This is a genomic window from Paenibacillus sp. V4I7 (assembly GCF_030817275.1).
GTDB lineage: Bacteria > Bacillota > Bacilli > Paenibacillales > NBRC-103111 > Paenibacillus_E.
Genome location: NZ_JAUSZD010000002.1, coordinates 2,729,411 through 2,749,767, shown reverse-complemented (window position 1 = coordinate 2,749,767; position 20,357 = coordinate 2,729,411). Strand labels below are relative to the sequence as shown.

Genomic DNA, 20,357 nt, shown 5'->3' with positions numbered 1-20,357 from the left:
GATCGACACAACAATCCTACCCGGGAGTTCACAAAACGGCAGCCATGAATGAGCTGCCGTTTCTTCGTATTTATTCAGCTATAGTTCGTCGCTTGCGTAACGATCAATCTCGTTTGCCAGACAATAAACTCAACCAAAAACTTATCTTATCTGGTTCTAACTTCTCAACTCTTTTGCTAAATAACTGCATTTGTGACAGGACTGGACTCTTGCCTTCGAATTAATTTCCTTTGCTCACCCAAAACGTGATCCGGTCACCATTTTTGACGGCAGTTCCGGGAGTGAGGTCTTGCTTGAACACGACCCCCTTAGCTGCGGCGTTCGATTCCAAGAAAAACTGGTATCGAAGTCCGGAGGCAATTGCCATTTTCGCGGCATCCTCCCTTGTATGAGTAAGCAAATCCGGGACGACGCCAGCCTTGGCTTGTTCCGCGCCATCGACTGTTGCGTCTAAAGGCTTAGGCATCGGCGCGGCCGTTTGAGTCGGCATCGCGGATGCCGATGCGGAAGTCTCAGAAGTCTCGTTACGATTCACCGATACCTCTGTGGAAGCGGGCGTCGGAATTGTCTGCGGCCTAGAACCGTTCACTTGGTCCAAGTGCGGACGCAGCGACAGACTGAGCAGTAGTACGAGCACACCGAAGGCAGCGGCAGAATACAGATGCCATTTGCGCAGCTGGTACGATCTGCGGAACAGCTCGCTAAGTTCCGACATTTTGCGGCCAGCAGCCCCGGTTTTAGGTTCTACAAAATCATGTGACTCATGTACGGCGGATTTCCGCTTTAGTCCCCTTGACGACATCCTATCGTAAGCCGGTACTGCCGCTGTAAGAAGTGGTATCTTCCTATCGCCACTGATACCGAGCAGTACTTCCAGCTCCTGTTGAAAATCGGCAAGCGTGCATATCCCTTCATACGCTCTGCAGGCCAAAGCTACGGCACGTTCCCGAGTTACATCCGACAAATCCGCAAACGACCGATTCAAATCAAATGAGTATGCACTAATAGAAGATGTCGGGATATCCGTTTTGGCACACAGTTGGTACAGAAGTAGAGCGAGCCCCGGAACACCGCGTCGTCCATTCTTCCCTTCCGTCCAATAATTCATGATCCGCAACCGGCCATTATCTTCAATCCATAGATTTTCCGCGTCAACCGAGCATTCTAACAGTCGATTGCGGCGAGTTTCTCGAATTCCCTTGGCCAGCTCGTACACATACGTGAGCGCCTTGTGACCCGTTATGTCCAAATCGTTCAGCCGATCGGACAAAGGACTTCCCGTTAACGCTTGAAGAACAACGAACAATGTTCCGTCTTCTGAACCTGCATCTAGAATGTGCATGAAATGCTCGTCGGACATCTGAGACGCTTTTCTCATCCATCGCAAAGTTTCCTGATGCAACGAATCGTCGATCTCATGGAATGTATACAGGAGTACTTCACGTTTGAAGGTTAGATCCATCCCTCTTAACCACTGCCCGTTCGCCATCCTCTTAAGCGGTTGATCGAGCATGTAGCGGTTTCTGATGTTATCCATGGACGTTTCCCCCTTATACGCATAGTTATTCGCCTATCATCCATTTTTTGCGTCACTAAAGGTTGTAATTCCCAAAAATTATTCGCGTGGCTAGCCATTTTGATAAACGGGTTGGTGGTTTTACGATTTAAGCCGTTATATTATTGGAAAGAGATTCTGATGGTTACCATTTTCTGCTAAAGCTTCTCTAGCGGTCTTTTAGAATTTGGAACTACCTATCTGTTCCATCATCAGAGAAAACAATAAAAAAAGGTCTGTCTGCTAGAGCAAACTGACCCTTTATATTCAACAATAGTTGCTCGTTATCGTTATTGTCACGTGTTCATGCCATAGTTCCATATAAAAATAATCAGAGAAAAGATCAATCACCCTAAGTGGAATGATCTTTTTCTCTTTTCCTTGATGCCTGTGCTTCGCGTTTCCGCCAGATACTTTCCCCTTTAACCGCTCTTCTGGATCGATTCCAGATGCTCGACCAGTCTGTTCCAAGTATCTGTGATGCCCTCCAGCATGCCCATATCTAACACCTGCTGCAGTCCTTCAGCCGTTGCATATTCCGCGCGGTTAATGAGCTTTGTTCCGTTATCCGTTTCGATGAAGGTCAGCGTGACTAATGTTTCCGGCATATTTTCCGCCACGTTGCCTTCCGCATCGGAGAAATAATCCACATACACGATCTGCTCCGGCACGACGATTTCACGGTACACACCCTTGCCCCATGATTCCATGCCATAGTAATCGCCTTGGTTCTTATCCTCGCACTTCATGCAATAATGCCAAACTCCGTCTACGCGGAAATCAACATGGCATACCGGAAGCGTCCAGCCTCTCGGACCCCACCAATGCCTCAGATGCTCCGCCTGCGAGAACGCCTGGAACACCAGCTCGCGAGGGGCATTGAATTCACGCTCCAGAATAAGCACTTTTTCCTCTACATTGGATACCATTTGATTTGTCATCTTTAACTTCCTCCTCGATTTCATTACTTGGTCAAAATAGTGCTGTCACAGCGTTCACATAATCCCAAACTCAGTCTTGCTGCTCTTTCCGTATTTCATTGCCCTGCAGCTTCTGTAAATAGTCATCCAGTCGGTCGAACCGCTTCTCCCAGATGACGCGGTAGCTCTCCAACCAATCGTCCAGCTCCCGGAAAGGATCCGGCCGCAGCCTGTAGATCCGGCGATTCGCGTCTACCTGGGCTTCTACGATTCCAGCCTCACTTAAGACACGCAAATGCTTCGATGCTTGAGGCTGGCGCAGTTGCAGCCGTTCGGCGATTTCCCCTACGGTGAGCGGACGTTCGCGCAAAAGCTCAACAATCTGCATGCGGTTAGGCTCTGCCAAGGCACTCATGACGTTAGCATTCATGCTCTTCATCCGTTCTCTTGCTGTAATTGTAGGCGTCCTAAGTTAGTGTTTAGAGGTTGTATTTTTTTGCTGAAATCAATATACCACATTAGGAATATTCCTGTAAAGGAATATTTATAACGATTTTCGCCGCATAGATTCACTACCGTGGTGTCCTTCTATTTTAGTATTTCACACTTTGCCTATTAGCTTATTAAAGAAAGTGAGCAGCTGTGGTAGCAAAATGCTCCTTGTTGTTCAACTATAGATCTACGTTTGTTTAATAATGGAAATAGAGGCTTTTTTCGAAAATATCTTTTAAAATTCCATATTTCCCCAAGGAAAAAGATGACAATATGGCGAAAGATAACTTGTAAGATATTAGATTGGTGGGAGGATCAACGAAATGCGAAACATGAAATGGTTAACAAACATCGCGACGATCACCTGCAGCCTGCTGCTGTCGTCCTCAGTGGTGCTCGCTGCCGAAACGGTCAAATCTGACATGATGCTGCAGATTAATGGAAAGGATGCCACATTTGCAAGCCAAAGCTTACTGGTTGACAGCAATTTATATGCACCTTATGAAGCGGTAGCCAAGCAACTCGGCGCGGATGCGAATTGGAATGCTGATACAAAGACGCTGAAGCTCCAGAAGGAAAGTAACTCCCTAGAGATGAAAGACGGTGCCAATTCATATAAGGTCAATGGGCTTGAACTCACCGCGACCACTTCTCTGCAGATTATTGACGGTGCAGTGCTCGTTCCTGTACGCACTGTGTTTGAGGCATTCGACTACCAGATCAAGTATGACAGCAAAACCCGGTCTGTAAGCATGCTATCAAATACCGATAAGAAGCCTATGATTAAGGTACATGGGGTATCCCAGGACGGTTACGTCATAGGTAATGAGCTAAAGGTTTCCGTCTATGCTTTCAACCATGCACTGAAGGATTTCGCGCTAGCGAAGGACGCTAAGGCCGGAGAGGGACATATTCATCTGTGGCTTGACACCGATAAGTTGGAGGAACAGACAGCGGTTGAGGCTTTTAAGAATGAGCCGGTAGTCTTCAAGGATCTGAAGCCGGGTGAGCATACGTTGACCGTTCAACTTGTCGGAAACGACCACAAGCCGGTGCAACCGGAAGTGAAGCAGGTCATCAGGTTCAATTCCGCCATCTTGTCCATCCTGAAAGATTTGGATCCGAACAGTGCGACGGGCCTACGCATTGAGGGCGTTATTGCAGACGAGAAGCATCGCGTATACACGGTGGAGACGACGAGCAAGAAGCTGTATCGAATTATGAGCGATAGCGGCAAAATGGAAGTGCTGACCGAGTTGCCACGTCCTGCGACAGGTATGGCATTTGATGCTGACGGAAATCTGTTTATTGCGAGCGGCGGTATGGAAGGCGTTATTTTCAAGATCAATGCGAAGGATCTAGTAGGTGGACCTTTCGATACGTCGAAGGTCGAGACTTATGTCAGCGGCACGCAAGGAGCAAACGGACTGGCGTTCGACTCCAAGGGCAATTTGTATGTCAGCGGTGGTGCAAACGGCAACATCTATATGGTGACGAAGGACGGCAAGCTGAGCACCTTCAAGAGCGGCATTATTCCGGAACGTCAGGTGCAGACGATTACAGTGAACGGCATTGCCTTCGGCAAGGACGGTAAGCTTTACGTTGCCAACACGAGCTCAGGCGAAGTCAACCGCTTTGCGATGAACTCAGACGGCTCTCTCGGTGCAATAGAACTCGTAGCCCAAAGCCCACTGATGTACGGCGCAGATGGTCTGAACTTCGGTCCGGACGGTGCGATATATATCGCTGCGAATGAGCGCAACGCCATCGTGCGTATATCCGTAGACGGTACGATTACGGAGGTTGCTCATAACGGCAACAATGGGCCGCTTGAGTTCCCAGCAAGCCTTCATTTTGTAAGCAATATGCTGTATATCAGCAATTTCGACCAACCACGCGGCGCTAACCTTCCTAATGAACCGGGCATTGGGGCTTCCATAGTGAAGATGGAGTTTGGTACTAAGAAATAACGCGTTAGAAGCGAGGAGCTTTTGCTCCTCGCTTATTCGTTGTGCCTTAATTTGTTTCCTGCCCGTCCCTTGTTTATAAGGGTTTATCTCACATATACTCTTTATGATATTTATTCCGAAAGTTTTAAATCCATAGTTAAAACTAACTACTTTTTATGACTTGTGCATTAAGCCCCGACTTCTTGCGCACCGGGTATAGCATCGTAAAGTCGAATGTCTCGATTTCCGTATAGGGGATTGTGAGAGCGTTCAACGGTTCAAGCGGAACCGTCTCCATCCCGAGTACTCCTTCACGCCGATCGAGCTCATAATCTGGCGACTGCTCTAGCCACGCAAACATCGCATCATATACGCGCCACATGTGTATCTCATTCCCGTATACGCGGGCGCTCGCACAGAGCCCTCCGCGTACCTCCAGAGTCTCAACGCCATCCGGTACATCTCCGAACTCGCAAACCGCCAGTCCGACCCAGAGCGTATCGACTTGCTTGCTCCATTGCTCCTGTGGAATGAACACATACGCAGAAGGCCCATTAGTGAGTCTCGCATCCTTAAGGGGGACCTGCGCTGTAAGTGTGCTCCACGCCGCCCGCGTCCCGCTCTTGTCAGGTGTCATACCCGTCCGTACTGCCAAGGCCTTGAAAGGCGCCACTTCAACTAACTCAACAGCTATCGTCTTCTGCAAAATACCCTCTCCTCTCTTCACGATTATCCATGATGAAGACATCCTGCTACATATATTCGCAATTTGCCAGAAAAAACCTTTTTTATAAAAAAGATTAGGCTAGTATGATTGTATTAAGCCATGTCAAAAAATCAAAACCAGTCCATCACTAAGTTACAGTGCCAGACTGGTTTTCCATTTACCGCATGCTACTAACTTAAGCTGTTCCACGCGTGCTTCTTCTTACCAGAAAGAAGTAGGCCAGCATCGCTACGGTGCTCGTCAATAAAATAATTACGCCCAGCGGAACGGCAGTGTCTTCACCCGCGATGCCAACTAGCGGAGAGACGACCGCTCCGAGCAAGAAGGGAATGACACCAAGTAACGCAGCAGCGCTGCCCGCCATATGACCCTGGCTCTCCATTGCAAGCGGGAATGCTGCCGTGGATGTAATGCCGATTGCCGCTACGAAGAAAAATAACGGAATCACCAATGCGAAAAGCGGTCCATGGACGGTGGCCACCACTAAGACAACGACGCTTGCCAAGCAGGCAAGCCATAGGCCGAATAACAGAAAGGTGTGTTCGGATACGCGATGCGACATCCGCCCGACCAGTTGGGAGCCGATGATCAGGCTGATGCCGTTCGATCCGAACAAAAGAGCGAAAACGGTCGGCGTGGCCCCGTAAATATTTTGATAAATAAAGGGCGTTCCCGAAACATACGCGAAGACCCCCGCGATCATAATGCCCTGAGCCAGCATATAGCCGACAAACTGGCGATCTCGCAAGAGCGATCCGTAGTTCCGCAGCTGCTGCACGAAATTGCTGGGCCTGCGGCGATCAGATGGCAGAGTCTCCCGCAGCCTCCATTTTGTCATCGACAATAGGTAGATTCCCAGCAGTGCCAGCGCTATAAAGACTCCGATCCAAGTAGTGAAAGAAAGAACCCCACTACCGGCAACCGGTGCTACAAGCGGACCCAAATTACCGACAAGCAAGAGCAGCGAGAAAAATTTTGTGAGCTCGTTACCGCTGTACAGGTCGCGTGCGATCGCGCGGGAAATGACAATGCCCGCCGAAGCGGCAAATCCCTGCACGAACCGGAATGCGATCAACAGCCAGATATTTGGCGAGAATGCGCAAGCTAACGAGGCAGCGACATAAACGGCCATGGAGATAAGCAGCGGATTGCGTCTACCGTAGACGTCGCTCAGCGAACCCATGACGACCTGGCCGATGCCCAGTCCGAGTAAACAAGCGGTCAGGCTGAGCTGTACCAGCGAAGCCGTTGTATCGAATTGCTTCACAATCTCCGGGAACGCCGGTAGATACATATCGATAGTAAAAGGCCCGAGTGTCGAAAATAAACCGAGCAGCATAGCTAGTCTAAACACATGCAGATTGTTCTTGTTGGTCATAAGTAAGAGAATCTCCTATTCTTCATTCCATATCCAAGACTCTTCATCTCTATTTGTCGCTTCAAATTTGCACAAGATCCGGAAGCTGGCTTGTACGTTTCGAAGCAAAGAGTCTTTTTTCAGCCTATCACAACTGTACGGATTCCGACAACAAATTATGTGCGTGCGAGCTGAATCCTAATCTACGTTTATCCGCATCATATATCATCCATGAATCTTTTAAATTTCATACAAAAACCTCCGAATTCATCTCTTAGTCCATAGCTTCACTTGAATTGTGAGGTTTTAATCAATTTGATTTTTCACCGTGCTATCGTTCTCCGTTAGTCTAGTAACTCATCCTTCTCTTTTACGAAAGTCATCAGTTAGAATACCGCTGAAACCCCAATTCTCATCTTCAATTTCTTGAATAACAATGTGGATATGTTCAGGCTTTTTACCGAGTACAGTGACAAGTGTCTCAGTAAAATCCTTGACTATTCGGGCTTTTTGTTCACGGTTGGCACCCTTAGTTATTTGTAGATTGATATACGGCATCTTGATCCTCCTCAATAATTATGAAGCACGTCCGAATTACTTTTTCTCAATAAAGTATCCATGGGTCTCTATATGTTCTTCAAATTCTTTATAGATGTCTTCGATACTACTAGCTGGAGGGCTTAGCCTTCGAGATTATCATATTCGATATCGAAGAAACTCGGCTAGCCGTGCCAAGCCACCCAATAATACCGTTTGTACTCTTCGCGGTGGACCCACTATGTAACCATCGATACATTTCCAAGCGACTCCAAGCCATAATGGGTTTATCGGAACTCCCTTCTTGTTTAACTTACCCTCACATTCTAATTTATGAATTAACTTAAACATCTTCCAATGTTGTCCCGGGGGACGAACTTCGTGCAGTGCAATTAGCCGATTATCACTAACATTCCAGAACTGATGAGTCTCATTGGGATGAATGCTGACCCGACCTCCTTGTTCCACAATCGTTTCTTTGCCGTCTATCACAAATCGCATTCGTCCCTCCTTCACCGTGAATTTTTCTTGAAGAACAGGATGCCAATGGGGACCATTCATCGCACCTTGCTGAATAATCATGTGCTCAACTAACAGGTATTGTCCTTGGTCGTCTGTGCCACTGTCCAGTAATGTTACAGTTCTACCATCAAGATGAATGAGGGACTCTTTTCTCACACGCATCAACTCTGCCTTTCCGCTCTCAATTATTGTTCCTACAAAGGTTCGTATCCATAGCTTAATTATACTAAAAACAAAACGAAAAACGTCACCTTCTTTTCCAGAAGGCGACGTTATATGACGTTATCTTTTGGCTATCGTATCCCAGTCGGATGCGGTGAAATTGCCCATATGCCAGAGAGAAATGCCTTTAAGGTTATAGACTTTGGCGAGCCAGATTTTTTTGGCGATGCTTTGCGTGTCTTCATAATAAATTTCGTTCGCAGTGCTGCCATCCTGGTAATGAATTAACTTCAGGAAATACGGCAAACTCCAGGTTTTGGAAGCATTCGGGTCCGCGAGGCGTTTTTCCACCAGATCAATGCTCGGCCCGGCGGTTGTCGTTTTGCCATTCGTTGTAATCCACTGGTTCGCCTGCTTGGAAATGCCGAGCACAAGCTTGCTGGCAGGCACGCCCTGCCTGAGCGCTCTCTCCACCCCATCCCTGACGAGCGGCAGCGGCGCCGAAGGAAGGTTCGAATCATCGTGCGTAAAATCGTACGCCATCAGGTTAAGGGTGTCAGCCGTTTCGCTGAGCCCTTTTAAATCGTAGCCTTTATAATAATAATCCGTTGGTACGGAAACGGAGAGGGTTTTACTCCCTATGGCCGCATTCACGTCCCGGACAAATTGCAAGTAATTCGGCGCATCTGATGCATCCATCAACCCTTCAAAATCCAAGGAAACGCCGGAAAGCCCGAATGCCGGATCTCCGAGTTTGGTGACGAGCTGGTCGATAAACGCCATCTGCGCTGGCACGTCTCGCAAAAATGCTGACAGTTTCTTGCCATCGTTGTAAAAAACCATCAGTTCTTTATGGACATGGGCCTGATCGGCAGACTTCACCACGTCCGAGTACCCATCCGGAACTTTGAAGACGGTCGTATCCGTACCCAGTTTTGCCGTCCCCTCCGTATCGTATTCGAGATGGGACCATCCCATTACGACGTTGTCGACGAGCGGCATGCGGCCGATGGCAGGGCTCGATTTGATTGCATAGAATCCAGTCACTTCCAATTCCTTCTCTGCCGCTTCGATATCGACAAGGCGGTTGATCACGGCGGCTGCCTCGCTGCGGATCAATCCGCTTTTCGGACGGAAACCTTGGTTATCACCTTCCATGACGGTCCGGTTTACCGTATAAAACACGTACGGTGCTAGATTATCATTAATTTTTGAGCTGTCGGCAAACGCTCGTTCATCCCGTTCCTTCGACCAATCTCCCGATGTCCACTGAGAGCCGGCTGTTCCCACCTTGTCCAATAGATACTTACCGACGACGGCGGCCACTTCTTCGCGCGTAATCGGCTGCTCCGGCTTCAATTCGCCGGCCTCGTTCACCATAAAATCGATCCAGTGCCGCTCCGAAGCGGCCGCTATATATGGAGCCGACCAACGGCCGGTCGCGTCTGTAGGCACGATCCCCGAAGTATGGGAAATATCCAGTTTAGCCGTAGCGACCAAGAGCTTGATAAAGGCTTCCCGGGACAACGCTTCTTCGGAATGATAACGGGAATCCGGATACCCCTCAATAATACCGAGCGCTGATAAAGTGTACACGTAATCTTTTTCCCAAGCTTGGTCCGCCACATCCTTATATGTAACCATTGGGACATCGTAGGCATAAGTGTTTCCGGCTGTTGCGAACAGGAACACAACGGCAAACCCTATCATTTTCTTGTACATGTTTCTCTCCTTCTCTGTGACATCAACTCTACTAATTCGAGATAAACTATTATCTATCCTGCTGCAACGAAACAAATACAGCCGGCCTCTTAAGAGGGCAGGCTGTATTTGTTAATAGGATTTTAATTGGATGGAATGATTCGAATATCCTTATCCAAATTGGCAAGCATGATGAAATTGCGATTGAAAGTAAAGATGCGTTTTACCTGATAATAGGACATGGTCACAGCAGTGAATGCTTCGCTGAGCGAGAAACGGAGCTCGGGTCTGTCCATAAGCAGTCTGCGCGATTCCCCCTCCAATTCGGGGCCGCTGGAGACTAGCGCCAGCCTTCCTTTACTCACTGCTTTATCAATTGCATTCAGAAAATATTCCGCCTGCTGATAGCTGTATTCATTGCGAAGCCATTCGTGAAGATCAAATATAATGGAGTTGGTCGTCATGTAATTACGTTCAAGATCATGCAAATCCAGAAACAGGGAACGGGCCTTCGCGTAGTGGGGGTCTTCAGGGTTCATTAAAGCAGCTAAAGCTGTTTCATCCAGAAAAATTGCATCCTGAACGTTCAAGTGGTTATCCATATGTCAGCACTCCTTAATCCTCTAGTTTGCAAATACCAACCAAATACAGAAGTGGGTTATCTTCCTTTTGATCCACTGAGATGGGGGTTGATTCGTATGGGGCGCTTGCCAGGTATTGGACAATGATTCCATTGACGATCGCTTGCACCGTCGTATGCTGCATATCGGCGATTGCTTTCAGTTCAACATAATATTGCGGATTGAGTTCTATAGTGCCTTCTTCTTGTTCTTCACTTCTTGAAGAAATGAATTCGGAAGCGGTAGACTTCGCTTTTTCGAATTGATTTTGAATGAAGCGTTTGTAATTATTCGCCATCGTGATTCACTCCTTATGCATAGCTTTTATAACAATTCGTCGAATTTCGTCGATTTCAGGGGGTAATGTCTTTTTCAAAGTCCATCCCAATCACATCCCAATAATTCATACTTATATTATTCGGAGTATGTTTTAATTCCCTTTTTCTTGTTGAAGTATAATTGCCGTTCTTTCAATGAAAAAAGAGGATCTGCCTCACGGCAAGCTCCTCCACTATCGTTTTCCCGTTAGTTAGATTTTTATTTCTTGAACAATTATTGTAAACGGTTATTTTCTTTAAACAACAATGCTTTCATTGCAAAACGAGGCAAAATTAATTGTCTTCGCCATCTAGAAGGTTGATTTATTAATCGGTACAGCCATTCCAAATTTAACTTTTGCCATATAGCTGGTGCTCTTTTTACTGTTCCGGCAATGATGTCAATACTTCCTCCTACGCCAATAGCAACCCTAACATTTAATTTATTTTTATACTTATGTATCCAAAATTCAGCTTTGGGGGCTCCGAGTGCAACTACTAAAACATCGGGACTCAAGGTCGCAATTTCATCTACAATTTGTTCCTCAACCTTCTGATCAAAAAAGCCATGTTGTCTACCTAAAACAGATACGTTTGGGTATCTCTTACTTATTTCTTCTGCAGCCTTTTTACTAGTTACCTCATTCGCGCCAAGAAGATAAAACGACCATCTTTTTTCGTTCCCTATCTCCAATAAATGGATTAGAAGATCACATCCTGTAACACGTTCGGGAAGTGGATTTCCTTTTAAACGGGAGACCATAACAATACCTGCACCATCCGCGGTTAGGTGACCAGCCTCATCAATTATGGAGCGGAGCAATAAATCATGTTGACTAGACATGGTGATTTCTGGATTTATTGTTACCACATGGAACAGTTCCGCTTTTTTTTCCGTTATTACTTGGTCAATTATAGTTACTGTTTCTTCCATAGTTACTTTTGGTACTGGAATTCCCATTATTTGCGAACAGTTCTCCATTGAATCCACCTTTGATTTTTAACCATATACTAACATAAAGGATTACTTCAGACTATCCTGTCCATCGTATTTTGAGGTCAAGGATTATCAACTGGGTTATTCATTGTTAAACTTTTTACTAGAAATCCAAAAGATCGTTACAATGATTGTTAGTACAATCCATATAAGTACCACTAAACCATTCCATATGACATTGGGGTTGACTGCTCCTGTAATTAATACTTCCATCGCATGTTTACTCATACTTGCGGGATTCATAAAATCTGTAAGAGTACTCAAACCAAGTACAATTCTACAACCTAGTAGGAAAACAATTGAAATTAATGCAATAATACCTTGGCTATTAAAAATAGTGCTTATCATCGTAGTGAAGGTTACCATAAACAGAACCCATAACAAGTAGAACAACGAAGCTATTATCACGTCCACAAAATTAACATTAGTAAACAACAAATTAACATACACATACGAAATCAAGTAACCTAACACCACAGAACAAGCAACAAATATGTAATTGGCAATTATTTTCCCACCTATGTACGATATTATAGCGACCGGTCTTGTAAGAATAAAAGCTAACATACCATTTGCTTTATCTGTCTGTAAGACTCCCATCATCGAAATTGCAATAATGATAACCCCCAACTGATCAAATTGAGCAGCTAAAGTACTTGCGAGTACTTCCCCACCTTGTTGAGCAGCCATACTAGGATCAATTGTGATACCTTGTGCTCCACCGAGTGTTTTTAATATAGAAGGTAAATAATGGCTAACAACGGGTTGAGTTACTCCTAAAAATATAAATACGAGAGGCAGCCAAATAACTTTAAATTCACGCCACATTTGAACAAACTCTTTTTTCATTAGCACATTTAAATGATTCATTTTTCCACCACCAATTTTATGAATATCTCTTCTAATGTATCGTTGGTGATTTCAAACTTTACGAGATCAACCTGATGTTCCATAGCACTTCTTAATAACATGTTCTTATTCAAACCTATATGTTCCACTTCTATTTTTATTTTGTTTCCTACTGCCTCTACATCCTTTACATAGTTCAAATTTCTCAAAACTTCCATCCATTTTTGATTGATAGACGTAACTTCAAAAATCATTTTATTTTGGCTATTGCTGTTTAACAAGTCGGAAATGGTAGTATCTTCAATTTTTTGACCATTCTTGATTATAATAAATCTTTCACATATTTCTTCAGCATCACTTAATATATGCGTCGACAATAAAATCGTCGTCTCTCTTTTGATTTCTTCGATTAGATTCAGTACTTCTCTTCGACCAATTGGGTCTAATGCCGATACCGGCTCATCCATTACAATCAATGATGGTTTGTGTAACAACGCCTGTGCAATTCCAAGTCTCTGTTTCATGCCACCTGAAAATGTTCCAACTTTTGAATTCTCTTCTCCACTTAACCCTACTTTAGATAATATCTCTGGGATAGCTTTTGTTAAATCTTCTTTTCTTAATCCTGATAGTTCCCCCATGAAAGCAAGAGTTTCTTGTGCAGTCATCCAATGATAAAAGTTAGGGTACTGTGGTAAGTAGCCAATTTCCTTTTTCATTTGCGAAATTTTCTTCCCGTTAAGCAATATTTCTCCCATGGTAGGATTAATAATATCTGAAATAACTTTGATGAGTGTAGATTTACCGGCCCCATTCGGCCCTATCAATCCCACACATTCTCCAGATTGCAGAACCATTGAAAAGTCATTTACAGCCGTTTTTTCTTTATATGTTTTAGTAACATTTTTGACTTCTAATTTCATGTTCTTTCACGGTCCTTTCTGCCAATAACAAAGTATAGTATCGGACCAAACGTGTTTAGAAAAATAATAATGAGACTCCACAGCAGTACATTTTTCCTCGTTTTCCTGTGCTTGTATAAATCCATTAATGCTATTAGGATCAAAATCACCCCTACAATAAGTACCGGTAAAATAACCGGTAACACAGACATGAAATCAATATCTTTTAATTCGTTCCACCCGTAATGCATTTGCAAATTAACCACTCCCCTAAAGTCATTATGAATAACATTATGTTATCATTATCGATAATGATAACATAAGAATGTAAAATGTTACACTTATTTTTTCTTTAAAGAATATTGTTTTAACTTTCATTGTTATTTACAATGAGAATATTATCATTATAGATAATTACGAAATCTTTTTATGATTGGGGAGAAAAAAATGATTAATAAAGCTGAAATTATCCTGCACCCAGTAAGGATGAAGATTTCTCAAGCTTTAATGAGAAACAAAGAAAATGGACTGACCCCACTAGAAATGGTAAAAATCATAAAAGATGTGCCTCAGGCAACACTATATAGACATATTCAAGTTTTGTTAGATGCTGGAGTTATCCGCATTATTAAAGAAAAAAAAGTGAGATCCATTTCCGAAAAATACTACACTTTAAATGAAGAAGAAGCCCGACTTAGTGCAGATGATTGGAAAAAGTCTTCTACTAAGGAAAAGCTGAATTATATTTCGTATTACCAATTATCGCTTATGACTCAATATCAAAACTATCTTACCAAATTAGAAGAACAAGATTGCTCAGATGATGGTTCTACTTTTTCACTTGTAGAATTAAAGCTTGATGATGAAAATTTTAAAAAGTTTCAAACTGAATTAAACGACCTGGTGATAAAATACTACAACACTGCTAACAAAAGTAATGATCTGGATGCACCCATTCGAACTATTGCGTTTACCATTATTCCAGAATCCTAAAATAGAAAATTTAAAAAAACATGATGCCGCCCTACAAAATTTAGGATACAGCATCCCAAATCCTTCAATGTCATAATAAAAACCCTTCCCAATATAAGTTATCTCTAGCTTTGCTAGAACTGGGAGGGTTTATTCTTTGTTTCTATAACTGAACCATGAACTCTATTACCGGATAAGAAATCACATGGCGGTCGCGGTATGCAAGGGCAATAAGATCTTCTTTTGCACTCAATATTCCACGCTGTAAAATGGCTGCCTTAAACCCGCGTTCTATCGCTCCATTGTATGTAAATAAGACGCAATTCCCGGCGTCAAAGCCTGCTACCACGACAAGGCCAATCTGACGATTGAGCAGAATTTGTTCTAATTCCGTTTTCCAGAAAGCATTGGAGAAGGTCTTCTTCACAATGAGGTCATCATTCTCCACTTGAATCTCTGGAATGAAATCCAGCAGTTCTGGACTAACAGCTTCGGCATCTTCTACATCTTGTATATGAATGACGTGATGTCCGCTTGATCGCAGAGTTTGAGCAACATGATTAATATACTCGCATGCGCTTGCCACGGGATGGTCTTGCAGGGAATTTTTTTGCATATCGACGATCAAAAGTGCAATTTTCATCGGTTTATCCATATTAAATGCTCCCTTCTTCACAAATTATTCCCAGTATTCTTTCATAAGGTCTGATACCCAGTCTGGCTGCTTGATCTCTCCTTTCGGGGCAAATTCCTTCATTACAGGCTTCAAGTCCAATACTGGTGTCCCGTTTATTGCATCAAGACCTTTTATGTAAATAATTTTTCCCTCGCGCTTTAAAACCTCTACTGTAGTTAACCCCAGTTTGTTCGGTCTATTCTTACCCCGCTGTGCAAAAATCCCTACTTTAGGGTACTCTATATTATTTCGAGGGTGTCTGGCATCGAATTGAATATGATCATCTTGCACTTGATTAAAGTAGAAAATGACTTCTAGATGGGAAAAATCTTCGATCCCCTGAACGCTCTCTTCGCTAAATTCGCTAGTAAGTTCAATAGTCGATACAATATTACCCCAATAATCATCTTCTATTGCTTCTCTACTGTTTCTGATATATGCGATGGGTTTAACGCTGTACATAGATTTCCTCCTATACACTGGATAATTGCGCGCGTTTGTCCGACTCCTTCGAGCCTTTCTTTTTTAAATTTAAAAGCGCGATGCTAAAATAACATCGCGCTTTTAATGTTTGGGCCAGTTCCTATTCAATCCTGGAATGCCGCCTGTTGAAAAATATTGCTTAAACTTTATCATCAAACACCTTTGTTTCTCCAAAGAATTAACTATAGACTAGCTCTTTTTCGTTTAGACCAAGCGTCTTTGTTGTTGAAGTATGAATTTCGTGCAGAAGCTCTGGATTTTCCATAAGTGACACGCCATATGAAGGAATCATTTCTTTAATTTTCGGTTCCCACTCTTTCATATGTTGCGGGAAGCATTTTTTAATTACCTCAAGCATAACGTGAACAGCAGTAGAAGCACCTGGAGAAGCACCTAGTAATGCTGCAATCGAGCCATCAGTGGCACTAATAACTTCTGTACCGAATTGAAGTGTACCTTTGCCGCCAGCTTCAGTATCTTTGATAACTTGCACACGTTGGCCCGCTACTACTAAATCCCAATCCTCACTTTTGGCGCTTGGGATAAACTCTCGCAACTCTTCCATGCGCTTTTCTTTCGATAACATGACTTGCTCGATCAGGTATTTTGTCAATGACATATTTTTTGCACCTGCCGATAACATAGTTACGAGATTATCCGGTTTTACGGAAGTTACCAAATCAAACATGGAACCGGTTTTTAAAAACTTTGGTGAGAAGCCGGCAAACGGTCCAAATAGCAACGATTTTTTATTGTCGATAAATCTTGTGTCAAGATGCGGAACAGACATTGGAGGAGCTCCAACCTTAGCTTTTCCGTATACTTTGGCATGATGCTGCGCTACAACATCCGGATTTTTACACACCATAAATATTCCGCTTACCGGGAATCCTCCAATATGTTTTCCTTCAGGAATACCGGATTTTTGCAGTAAATGCAGGCTTCCTCCCCCGCCACCGATAAAGACGAATTTTGCAGTATGGCGTTCGACGTTACCGCTGTCGTTTCGTACTTTCAATTCCCACGAGCCATCGCTAGTACGTTTAATATTATCAACGCTATGTTTGTATTTAATATCGACGTTTTTACTCTTTAAGTGGTCAAACAAATTGCGCGTTAAAGCACCAAAGTTGACATCAGTTCCAGAGTCAATTTTGGTTGCCGCTATAGGTTCATTCGATGGACGATCTTGTATAATAAGCGGAATCCATTCCATCAGTTTTTCAGGGTCATCGGAAAATTCCATCCCTTGAAATAAAGGATTATTAGACATCGCTTCAAAACGTTTCTTTAAAAACGTTACATTTTGTTCCCCTTGTACCAAACTCATATGAGGCAATGGCATGATAAAATTCTGCGGATCACGTATCAGCTTGCTGTTTACAAGATAAGACCAAAATTGCATTGAAAGCTGAAACTGTTCATTAATTTTGATAGCTTTGCTAATATCTATAGATCCATCAGATTTTTCGTCAGTGTAGTTAAGCTCGCACAGTGCCGCATGCCCTGTTCCTGCATTATTCCATTCGTTAGAGCTTTCCTCTCCTGCATTTTCGAGCTTCTCAAACACTGTAATTTTCCATTCCGGTACTAATTCTTTGAGAAGTGTCCCTAAAGTCGCACTCATGATTCCGGAACCAATTAAAATGACGTCTGTTTTAGTTTCTCTGTTGCTCATTTTTACCATCCTTATACCCTGAAATTTGCAGAAAGGATGTAGGCGCTCCTGCTAGAGCGTCACACCAAGATAAGGCGCGACCAAGTCACACACCTTTTCTGTTTAATTATAACAATATCATCGTGTTTTACAATTATTTATAGATTAAAATATCTACTATTATATGATAATTATAAGCTATTTAAAAGCTGTAAAAAGTGAGAATGGCATAGTCTGTCATTTCAGCACTCATCTTTACGCAAATTCTGCAAATTTGGGTAAATATTCGGTTACTCAAATTGAACTCATCTCCTTTTACCTCTTTTATAAATCTATCAAATAACGGATATTTATAATCGCAAAACGATTTGGAAAAAATTTTCGGAACCCAATTCCCCGGATGCAAAAACGCCATTAGCGGTTAGGCCAATAGCGTCTTTATGAGATTTCCGAACAATGGTCGGAGATTTCATCTTCTCTTCGTAGATTGTTCCAATTCATCCATCAGAAAGAATAATAAGAATTGCGACGCACATGATCCAATGACGACCCAAGGCAACCATGGGGCATTCAAATTGCTAGAAAGAGAAATCAGTAGAAAAACTGTCGCTATCCTACCTGCATCCCAGCTTATTTCACGGACGACCATCGACTCGATTCGCAGCTTGCCCTTCAGAGGTAAGGTGCCAATTAACCGATAAAAATAGGAATCAAATGCATTGGACTTCAGAGGTCCGAACAGCGTCTGCAGGATCATAAAGCTGATTACAATAACTGGCGACAGTTTGAACAACAGAAGAGAAGCCGCAATCATATAGCCAATGACGGACCAAAGTAAATATTTTCGCTCGTGACGTTCCCTTGCCAGTTTGGAGAATAATATATTGATTAAAATTGTCAGCATCGAGAGGAAAGCTCCAAAATAACTGACGAAAGACTCTTTTTGAAAGACTGCTATCAGAAGGATTTGCGGCAGAAACAAAAAGACTCCCTGCATAATTCCTGTGATTAAATTGCCGTACATCGCTTTACGCCATGTTTTGTTTTTACGCAGCAGCAGCCCCATATGCCCGAGATAGTAAGCTTTGCGGTGGCTTGGAGCTTTCGGCACCAGCAGGCTCAAGACAGCCGTCAATAAAAATACAACAAAAGCGATACCAAATACGATTGTATAGCCGCGCAAGCCTCCTACCGCGTTGAAGATCACCCCCGATAATAGCGGCCCGGACATCGCAGCAGCAGTCGAGAACGCTGAGCTGAGCCCCAAGAACCGCATGCGGTTCCCATCGTTCGAAACATCATATAGCAGTGTCCAATAACCTATCCAATAAAACCCGCTGCCAATCCCGGAGAATACGGCGAAAAGTATATAATATTCGGCTACATGCACCTTCGCCAGCAGGATACAAAGGTAAAACAAAGCAATGAGTGTGATTCCGATTCGGTACACGACCATACGGTCCAACTTCTTTGCCAGTTTACCGCCGATTACGAAGCATACGGCAATGAAAGCATTGGAAACAATGTTGTAAATCCCGTTAATCCATAAACTTTCCGTCAACCGCCACAGATACAGGTTCAGAAAAATGCTGGACAGTGATGAACCGAAGGTGAATAGTGACTGAAGAGCTAAGGTGATCGCTGCCTCTCTGTCCAGACGTTTATCTGGTGGTATGCGATTGAACAAAATGGGAATCGCCATGTCGGTTTAAACTCCTACTCGAAGGACTTGAGTTTTATGGTCGCACTGGAGAACCGTCGGGAATGCGAGAAAGCGTCCACTCTGGCAGACGATTATGGCAGGGATAAAGCGATGCTTTGCTCTCGTCCAGATCGACACCCAAACCAGGCTTCTCATTCAGATATACATAGCCGTTTCGAACCACTGGACAGCCCGGAAACACTTCGCGCATTTTGTCGGAAAATTCACTCCACTCCTGAACGCCAAAATTCGGGCTGCTCAAGTCAAGATGAATATTAGCAGCCTGACCCACCGGAGAGATATCATTCGGTCCATGCCAAGCTGTTCGTATACCAAACGCCTCACATAGCGTCGCCAGCTTCTTGGCAGGCGTCATCCCGCCGATGGCACTGATGTGGCAGCGAATGAAATCGATCAATCTTTCTGTCACAAGCGGCATCCATTCCGCAGAATTGACGAACAGTTCGCCCATAGCGAGCGGCGTAGCGCACTGACTGCGGATTTGCCGGAACCAATCCAACTGCTCGGGTGGAAGAGCATCCTCTAAGAAAAACAATCGATATGGCTCAAGCTGTTTGGCCAACCGTACCGCTTCAATAGGCACAAGACGCTCATGAATGTCGTGCAGCAGCTCAATTTCATTACCGAGCTTGCTGCGCAAATGCTCAAACAACCGCGGCACACTTCGTGTGTATGCATCTGGGTCGAAATAGGACCCTTGCTGCGCGTTCTCCGGTGAATGAAACTTATGGCCTTTCCCGCCATACCCACCCATTTGACAGCGTAGGATGCGGTAGCCCTGCTCGATATACTTGCGTACATTTTCTTCTACTTCTTGTTCATCCCGACCGTCAGTATGCCGGTAAACGACCGCCGCTTCTCGGAGCTTTCCGCCAAGCATCTCATACACGGGCATGTTCGCGAGCTTGCCCTTAATATCCCACAGTGCCATGTCCACACCTGAAACAGCATTATTCAGCACTGGTCCGTTGCGCCAGTAGGCACTGACCATTGAGGTTTGCCAAATGTCCTCGATTCGGAGAGGATCCTTTCCGATGAGGAATGGTTTCAAGTATTGATCTACAGCGGTTGCCACGGCCAAATGACGCTGTGTAAAGGTTGCACAGCCCAAACCGTACAAGCCGGGCTCATTCGTTTCTATTTTAACGACAACAAGGTTAACACCATCTGGTGCAGTTAAAATCGTCCGCACATCTCGGATTTGTAATTGTGACATGTTAGGCGCATCTCCCATTTCTG

At 44.1% G+C, this 20,357-nt stretch carries 21 protein-coding genes; 2 read left to right on the top strand and 19 right to left on the bottom strand.

Annotated features, from left to right (window positions below; translation table 11 throughout):
- Positions 1 to 220: 220 nt before the first annotated feature.
- The 3 genes from QFZ80_RS13685 to QFZ80_RS13675 form a co-directional block, all read right to left on the bottom strand.
- Positions 221 to 1,537, bottom strand: a complete 1,317-nt coding sequence (locus QFZ80_RS13685) for a PASTA domain-containing protein (RefSeq protein WP_307559382.1) — start codon at positions 1,535 to 1,537, stop codon at positions 221 to 223.
- A 440-nt stretch (positions 1,538 to 1,977) separates the two neighbouring features.
- Positions 1,978 to 2,496, bottom strand: coding sequence for an SRPBCC domain-containing protein (locus tag QFZ80_RS13680; RefSeq protein WP_307546129.1), 519 nt, complete (start codon positions 2,494 to 2,496; stop codon positions 1,978 to 1,980).
- Between the two features lie 70 nt (positions 2,497 to 2,566).
- Positions 2,567 to 2,905, bottom strand: a complete 339-nt coding sequence (locus QFZ80_RS13675; protein ID WP_307564112.1) for an ArsR/SmtB family transcription factor — start codon at positions 2,903 to 2,905, stop codon at positions 2,567 to 2,569.
- A 385-nt stretch (positions 2,906 to 3,290) separates the two neighbouring features.
- Between QFZ80_RS13675 and QFZ80_RS13670 the strand changes: the two genes are divergently transcribed.
- Positions 3,291 to 4,937, top strand: a complete 1,647-nt coding sequence (locus QFZ80_RS13670) for a stalk domain-containing protein (RefSeq protein WP_307546131.1) — start codon at positions 3,291 to 3,293, stop codon at positions 4,935 to 4,937.
- A 142-nt stretch (positions 4,938 to 5,079) separates the two neighbouring features.
- On the opposite strand, the gene QFZ80_RS13665 is transcribed toward QFZ80_RS13670, so the two are convergent.
- From QFZ80_RS13665 to QFZ80_RS13615, 11 genes are all read right to left on the bottom strand, one after another.
- Entirely contained in the window at positions 5,080 to 5,622 is a 543-nt protein-coding gene (locus tag QFZ80_RS13665) for a GyrI-like domain-containing protein (protein WP_307546132.1), read from the bottom strand.
- Between the two features lie 196 nt (positions 5,623 to 5,818).
- Positions 5,819 to 7,021 carry a multidrug effflux MFS transporter gene (locus tag QFZ80_RS13660; protein WP_307546133.1) on the bottom strand — a complete coding sequence of 401 codons (1,203 nt, stop codon included), beginning with the start codon at positions 7,019 to 7,021 and terminating at the stop codon, positions 5,819 to 5,821.
- Between the two features lie 336 nt (positions 7,022 to 7,357).
- Positions 7,358 to 7,558 carry a tautomerase family protein gene (locus QFZ80_RS13655; protein WP_307559379.1) on the bottom strand — a complete coding sequence of 67 codons (201 nt, stop codon included), beginning with the start codon at positions 7,556 to 7,558 and terminating at the stop codon, positions 7,358 to 7,360.
- A gap of 138 nt (positions 7,559 to 7,696) precedes the next feature.
- Positions 7,697 to 8,215, bottom strand: a complete 519-nt coding sequence (locus QFZ80_RS13650; RefSeq protein ID WP_373460078.1) for a cupin domain-containing protein — start codon at positions 8,213 to 8,215, stop codon at positions 7,697 to 7,699.
- Between the two features lie 126 nt (positions 8,216 to 8,341).
- Positions 8,342 to 10,018 (bottom strand): glycosyl hydrolase family 18 protein, encoded by a 1,677-nt coding sequence (locus QFZ80_RS13645; protein ID WP_307559377.1) that lies wholly within the window; start codon positions 10,016 to 10,018, stop codon positions 8,342 to 8,344.
- Between the two features lie 47 nt (positions 10,019 to 10,065).
- Positions 10,066 to 10,524: a hypothetical protein gene (locus tag QFZ80_RS13640; RefSeq protein ID WP_307559375.1), complete on the bottom strand. Its 459-nt coding sequence runs from the start codon at positions 10,522 to 10,524 to the stop codon at positions 10,066 to 10,068.
- 13 nt (positions 10,525 to 10,537) lie between these two features.
- Positions 10,538 to 10,840 (bottom strand): hypothetical protein, encoded by a 303-nt coding sequence (locus QFZ80_RS13635; RefSeq protein WP_307559373.1) that lies wholly within the window; start codon positions 10,838 to 10,840, stop codon positions 10,538 to 10,540.
- Positions 10,841 to 11,094: 254 nt separating this feature from the next.
- Complete coding sequence (locus QFZ80_RS13630; RefSeq protein WP_307559371.1) at positions 11,095 to 11,841, bottom strand: WecB/TagA/CpsF family glycosyltransferase; 747 nt, start codon at positions 11,839 to 11,841, stop codon at positions 11,095 to 11,097.
- A 96-nt stretch (positions 11,842 to 11,937) separates the two neighbouring features.
- The gene (locus QFZ80_RS13625; protein ID WP_307546140.1) at positions 11,938 to 12,726 is read right to left on the bottom strand and encodes an ABC transporter permease; all 789 of its coding nucleotides are present in this window, start codon (positions 12,724 to 12,726) and stop codon (positions 11,938 to 11,940) included.
- Positions 12,723 to 13,628 carry an ABC transporter ATP-binding protein gene (locus QFZ80_RS13620; RefSeq protein ID WP_307559370.1) on the bottom strand — a complete coding sequence of 302 codons (906 nt, stop codon included), beginning with the start codon at positions 13,626 to 13,628 and terminating at the stop codon, positions 12,723 to 12,725. The genes QFZ80_RS13625 and QFZ80_RS13620 overlap by 4 nt, the downstream gene beginning before the upstream one ends.
- On the bottom strand, positions 13,625 to 13,864 hold the full coding sequence (locus tag QFZ80_RS13615; protein WP_307546142.1) for a PLD nuclease N-terminal domain-containing protein: 240 nt from the start codon (positions 13,862 to 13,864) through the stop codon (positions 13,625 to 13,627). Before QFZ80_RS13615 ends, QFZ80_RS13620 begins: the two co-directional genes overlap by 4 nt.
- 190 nt (positions 13,865 to 14,054) lie before the next feature.
- On the opposite strand from QFZ80_RS13615, the gene QFZ80_RS13610 reads away from it, so the two are divergent.
- Positions 14,055 to 14,600, top strand: coding sequence for a helix-turn-helix domain-containing protein (locus QFZ80_RS13610; protein ID WP_307559368.1), 546 nt, complete (start codon positions 14,055 to 14,057; stop codon positions 14,598 to 14,600).
- A 142-nt stretch (positions 14,601 to 14,742) separates the two neighbouring features.
- Here the strand turns inward: QFZ80_RS13610 and QFZ80_RS13605 are convergent, their stop codons facing one another.
- From QFZ80_RS13605 to QFZ80_RS13585, 5 genes are all read right to left on the bottom strand, one after another.
- Positions 14,743 to 15,234 carry a cysteine hydrolase family protein gene (locus QFZ80_RS13605; RefSeq protein WP_373460077.1) on the bottom strand — a complete coding sequence of 164 codons (492 nt, stop codon included), beginning with the start codon at positions 15,232 to 15,234 and terminating at the stop codon, positions 14,743 to 14,745.
- A gap of 24 nt (positions 15,235 to 15,258) precedes the next feature.
- Positions 15,259 to 15,717: a tRNA (N6-threonylcarbamoyladenosine(37)-N6)-methyltransferase TrmO gene (tsaA, locus tag QFZ80_RS13600; protein WP_307546144.1), complete on the bottom strand. Its 459-nt coding sequence runs from the start codon at positions 15,715 to 15,717 to the stop codon at positions 15,259 to 15,261.
- A gap of 199 nt (positions 15,718 to 15,916) precedes the next feature.
- Positions 15,917 to 17,416, bottom strand: a complete 1,500-nt coding sequence (locus QFZ80_RS13595) for a malate:quinone oxidoreductase (protein WP_307546145.1) — start codon at positions 17,414 to 17,416, stop codon at positions 15,917 to 15,919.
- Between the two features lie 448 nt (positions 17,417 to 17,864).
- Positions 17,865 to 19,097 carry an MFS transporter gene (locus tag QFZ80_RS13590; RefSeq protein ID WP_307559366.1) on the bottom strand — a complete coding sequence of 411 codons (1,233 nt, stop codon included), beginning with the start codon at positions 19,095 to 19,097 and terminating at the stop codon, positions 17,865 to 17,867.
- Positions 19,098 to 19,131: 34 nt separating this feature from the next.
- Positions 19,132 to 20,334, bottom strand: coding sequence for an enolase C-terminal domain-like protein (locus QFZ80_RS13585; protein WP_307559364.1), 1,203 nt, complete (start codon positions 20,332 to 20,334; stop codon positions 19,132 to 19,134).
- Between the last annotated feature and the right edge of the window lie 23 nt (positions 20,335 to 20,357).

Excerpts from the sequence above, each read along its gene's own strand:
- QFZ80_RS13640 (WP_307559375.1), bottom strand. The coding sequence starts at position 10,524 with ATGGATAACCACTTGAACGTTCAGGATGCAATTTTTCTGGATGAAACA.
- QFZ80_RS13585 (WP_307559364.1), bottom strand. The coding sequence starts at position 20,334 with ATGTCACAATTACAAATCCGAGATGTGCGGACGATTTTAACTGCACCA.
- QFZ80_RS13625 (WP_307546140.1), bottom strand. The coding sequence starts at position 12,726 with ATGAATCATTTAAATGTGCTAATGAAAAAAGAGTTTGTTCAAATGTGG.
- QFZ80_RS13635 (WP_307559373.1), bottom strand. The coding sequence starts at position 10,840 with ATGGCGAATAATTACAAACGCTTCATTCAAAATCAATTCGAAAAAGCG.
- QFZ80_RS13655 (WP_307559379.1), bottom strand. The coding sequence starts at position 7,558 with ATGCCGTATATCAATCTACAAATAACTAAGGGTGCCAACCGTGAACAA.
- tsaA (WP_307546144.1), bottom strand. The coding sequence starts at position 15,717 with ATGTACAGCGTTAAACCCATCGCATATATCAGAAACAGTAGAGAAGCA.
- QFZ80_RS13685 (WP_307559382.1), bottom strand. The coding sequence starts at position 1,537 with ATGGATAACATCAGAAACCGCTACATGCTCGATCAACCGCTTAAGAGG.
- QFZ80_RS13605 (WP_373460077.1), bottom strand. The coding sequence starts at position 15,234 with ATGGATAAACCGATGAAAATTGCACTTTTGATCGTCGATATGCAAAAA.
- QFZ80_RS13680 (WP_307546129.1), bottom strand. The coding sequence starts at position 2,496 with ATGACAAATCAAATGGTATCCAATGTAGAGGAAAAAGTGCTTATTCTG.
- QFZ80_RS13620 (WP_307559370.1), bottom strand. The coding sequence starts at position 13,628 with ATGAAATTAGAAGTCAAAAATGTTACTAAAACATATAAAGAAAAAACG.
- QFZ80_RS13610 (WP_307559368.1), top strand. The coding sequence starts at position 14,055 with ATGATTAATAAAGCTGAAATTATCCTGCACCCAGTAAGGATGAAGATT.
- QFZ80_RS13590 (WP_307559366.1), bottom strand. The coding sequence starts at position 19,097 with ATGGCGATTCCCATTTTGTTCAATCGCATACCACCAGATAAACGTCTG.
- QFZ80_RS13595 (WP_307546145.1), bottom strand. The coding sequence starts at position 17,416 with ATGAGCAACAGAGAAACTAAAACAGACGTCATTTTAATTGGTTCCGGA.
- QFZ80_RS13675 (WP_307564112.1), bottom strand. The coding sequence starts at position 2,905 with ATGAATGCTAACGTCATGAGTGCCTTGGCAGAGCCTAACCGCATGCAG.
- QFZ80_RS13660 (WP_307546133.1), bottom strand. The coding sequence starts at position 7,021 with ATGACCAACAAGAACAATCTGCATGTGTTTAGACTAGCTATGCTGCTC.
- QFZ80_RS13630 (WP_307559371.1), bottom strand. The coding sequence starts at position 11,841 with ATGGAGAACTGTTCGCAAATAATGGGAATTCCAGTACCAAAAGTAACT.
- QFZ80_RS13670 (WP_307546131.1), top strand. The coding sequence starts at position 3,291 with ATGCGAAACATGAAATGGTTAACAAACATCGCGACGATCACCTGCAGC.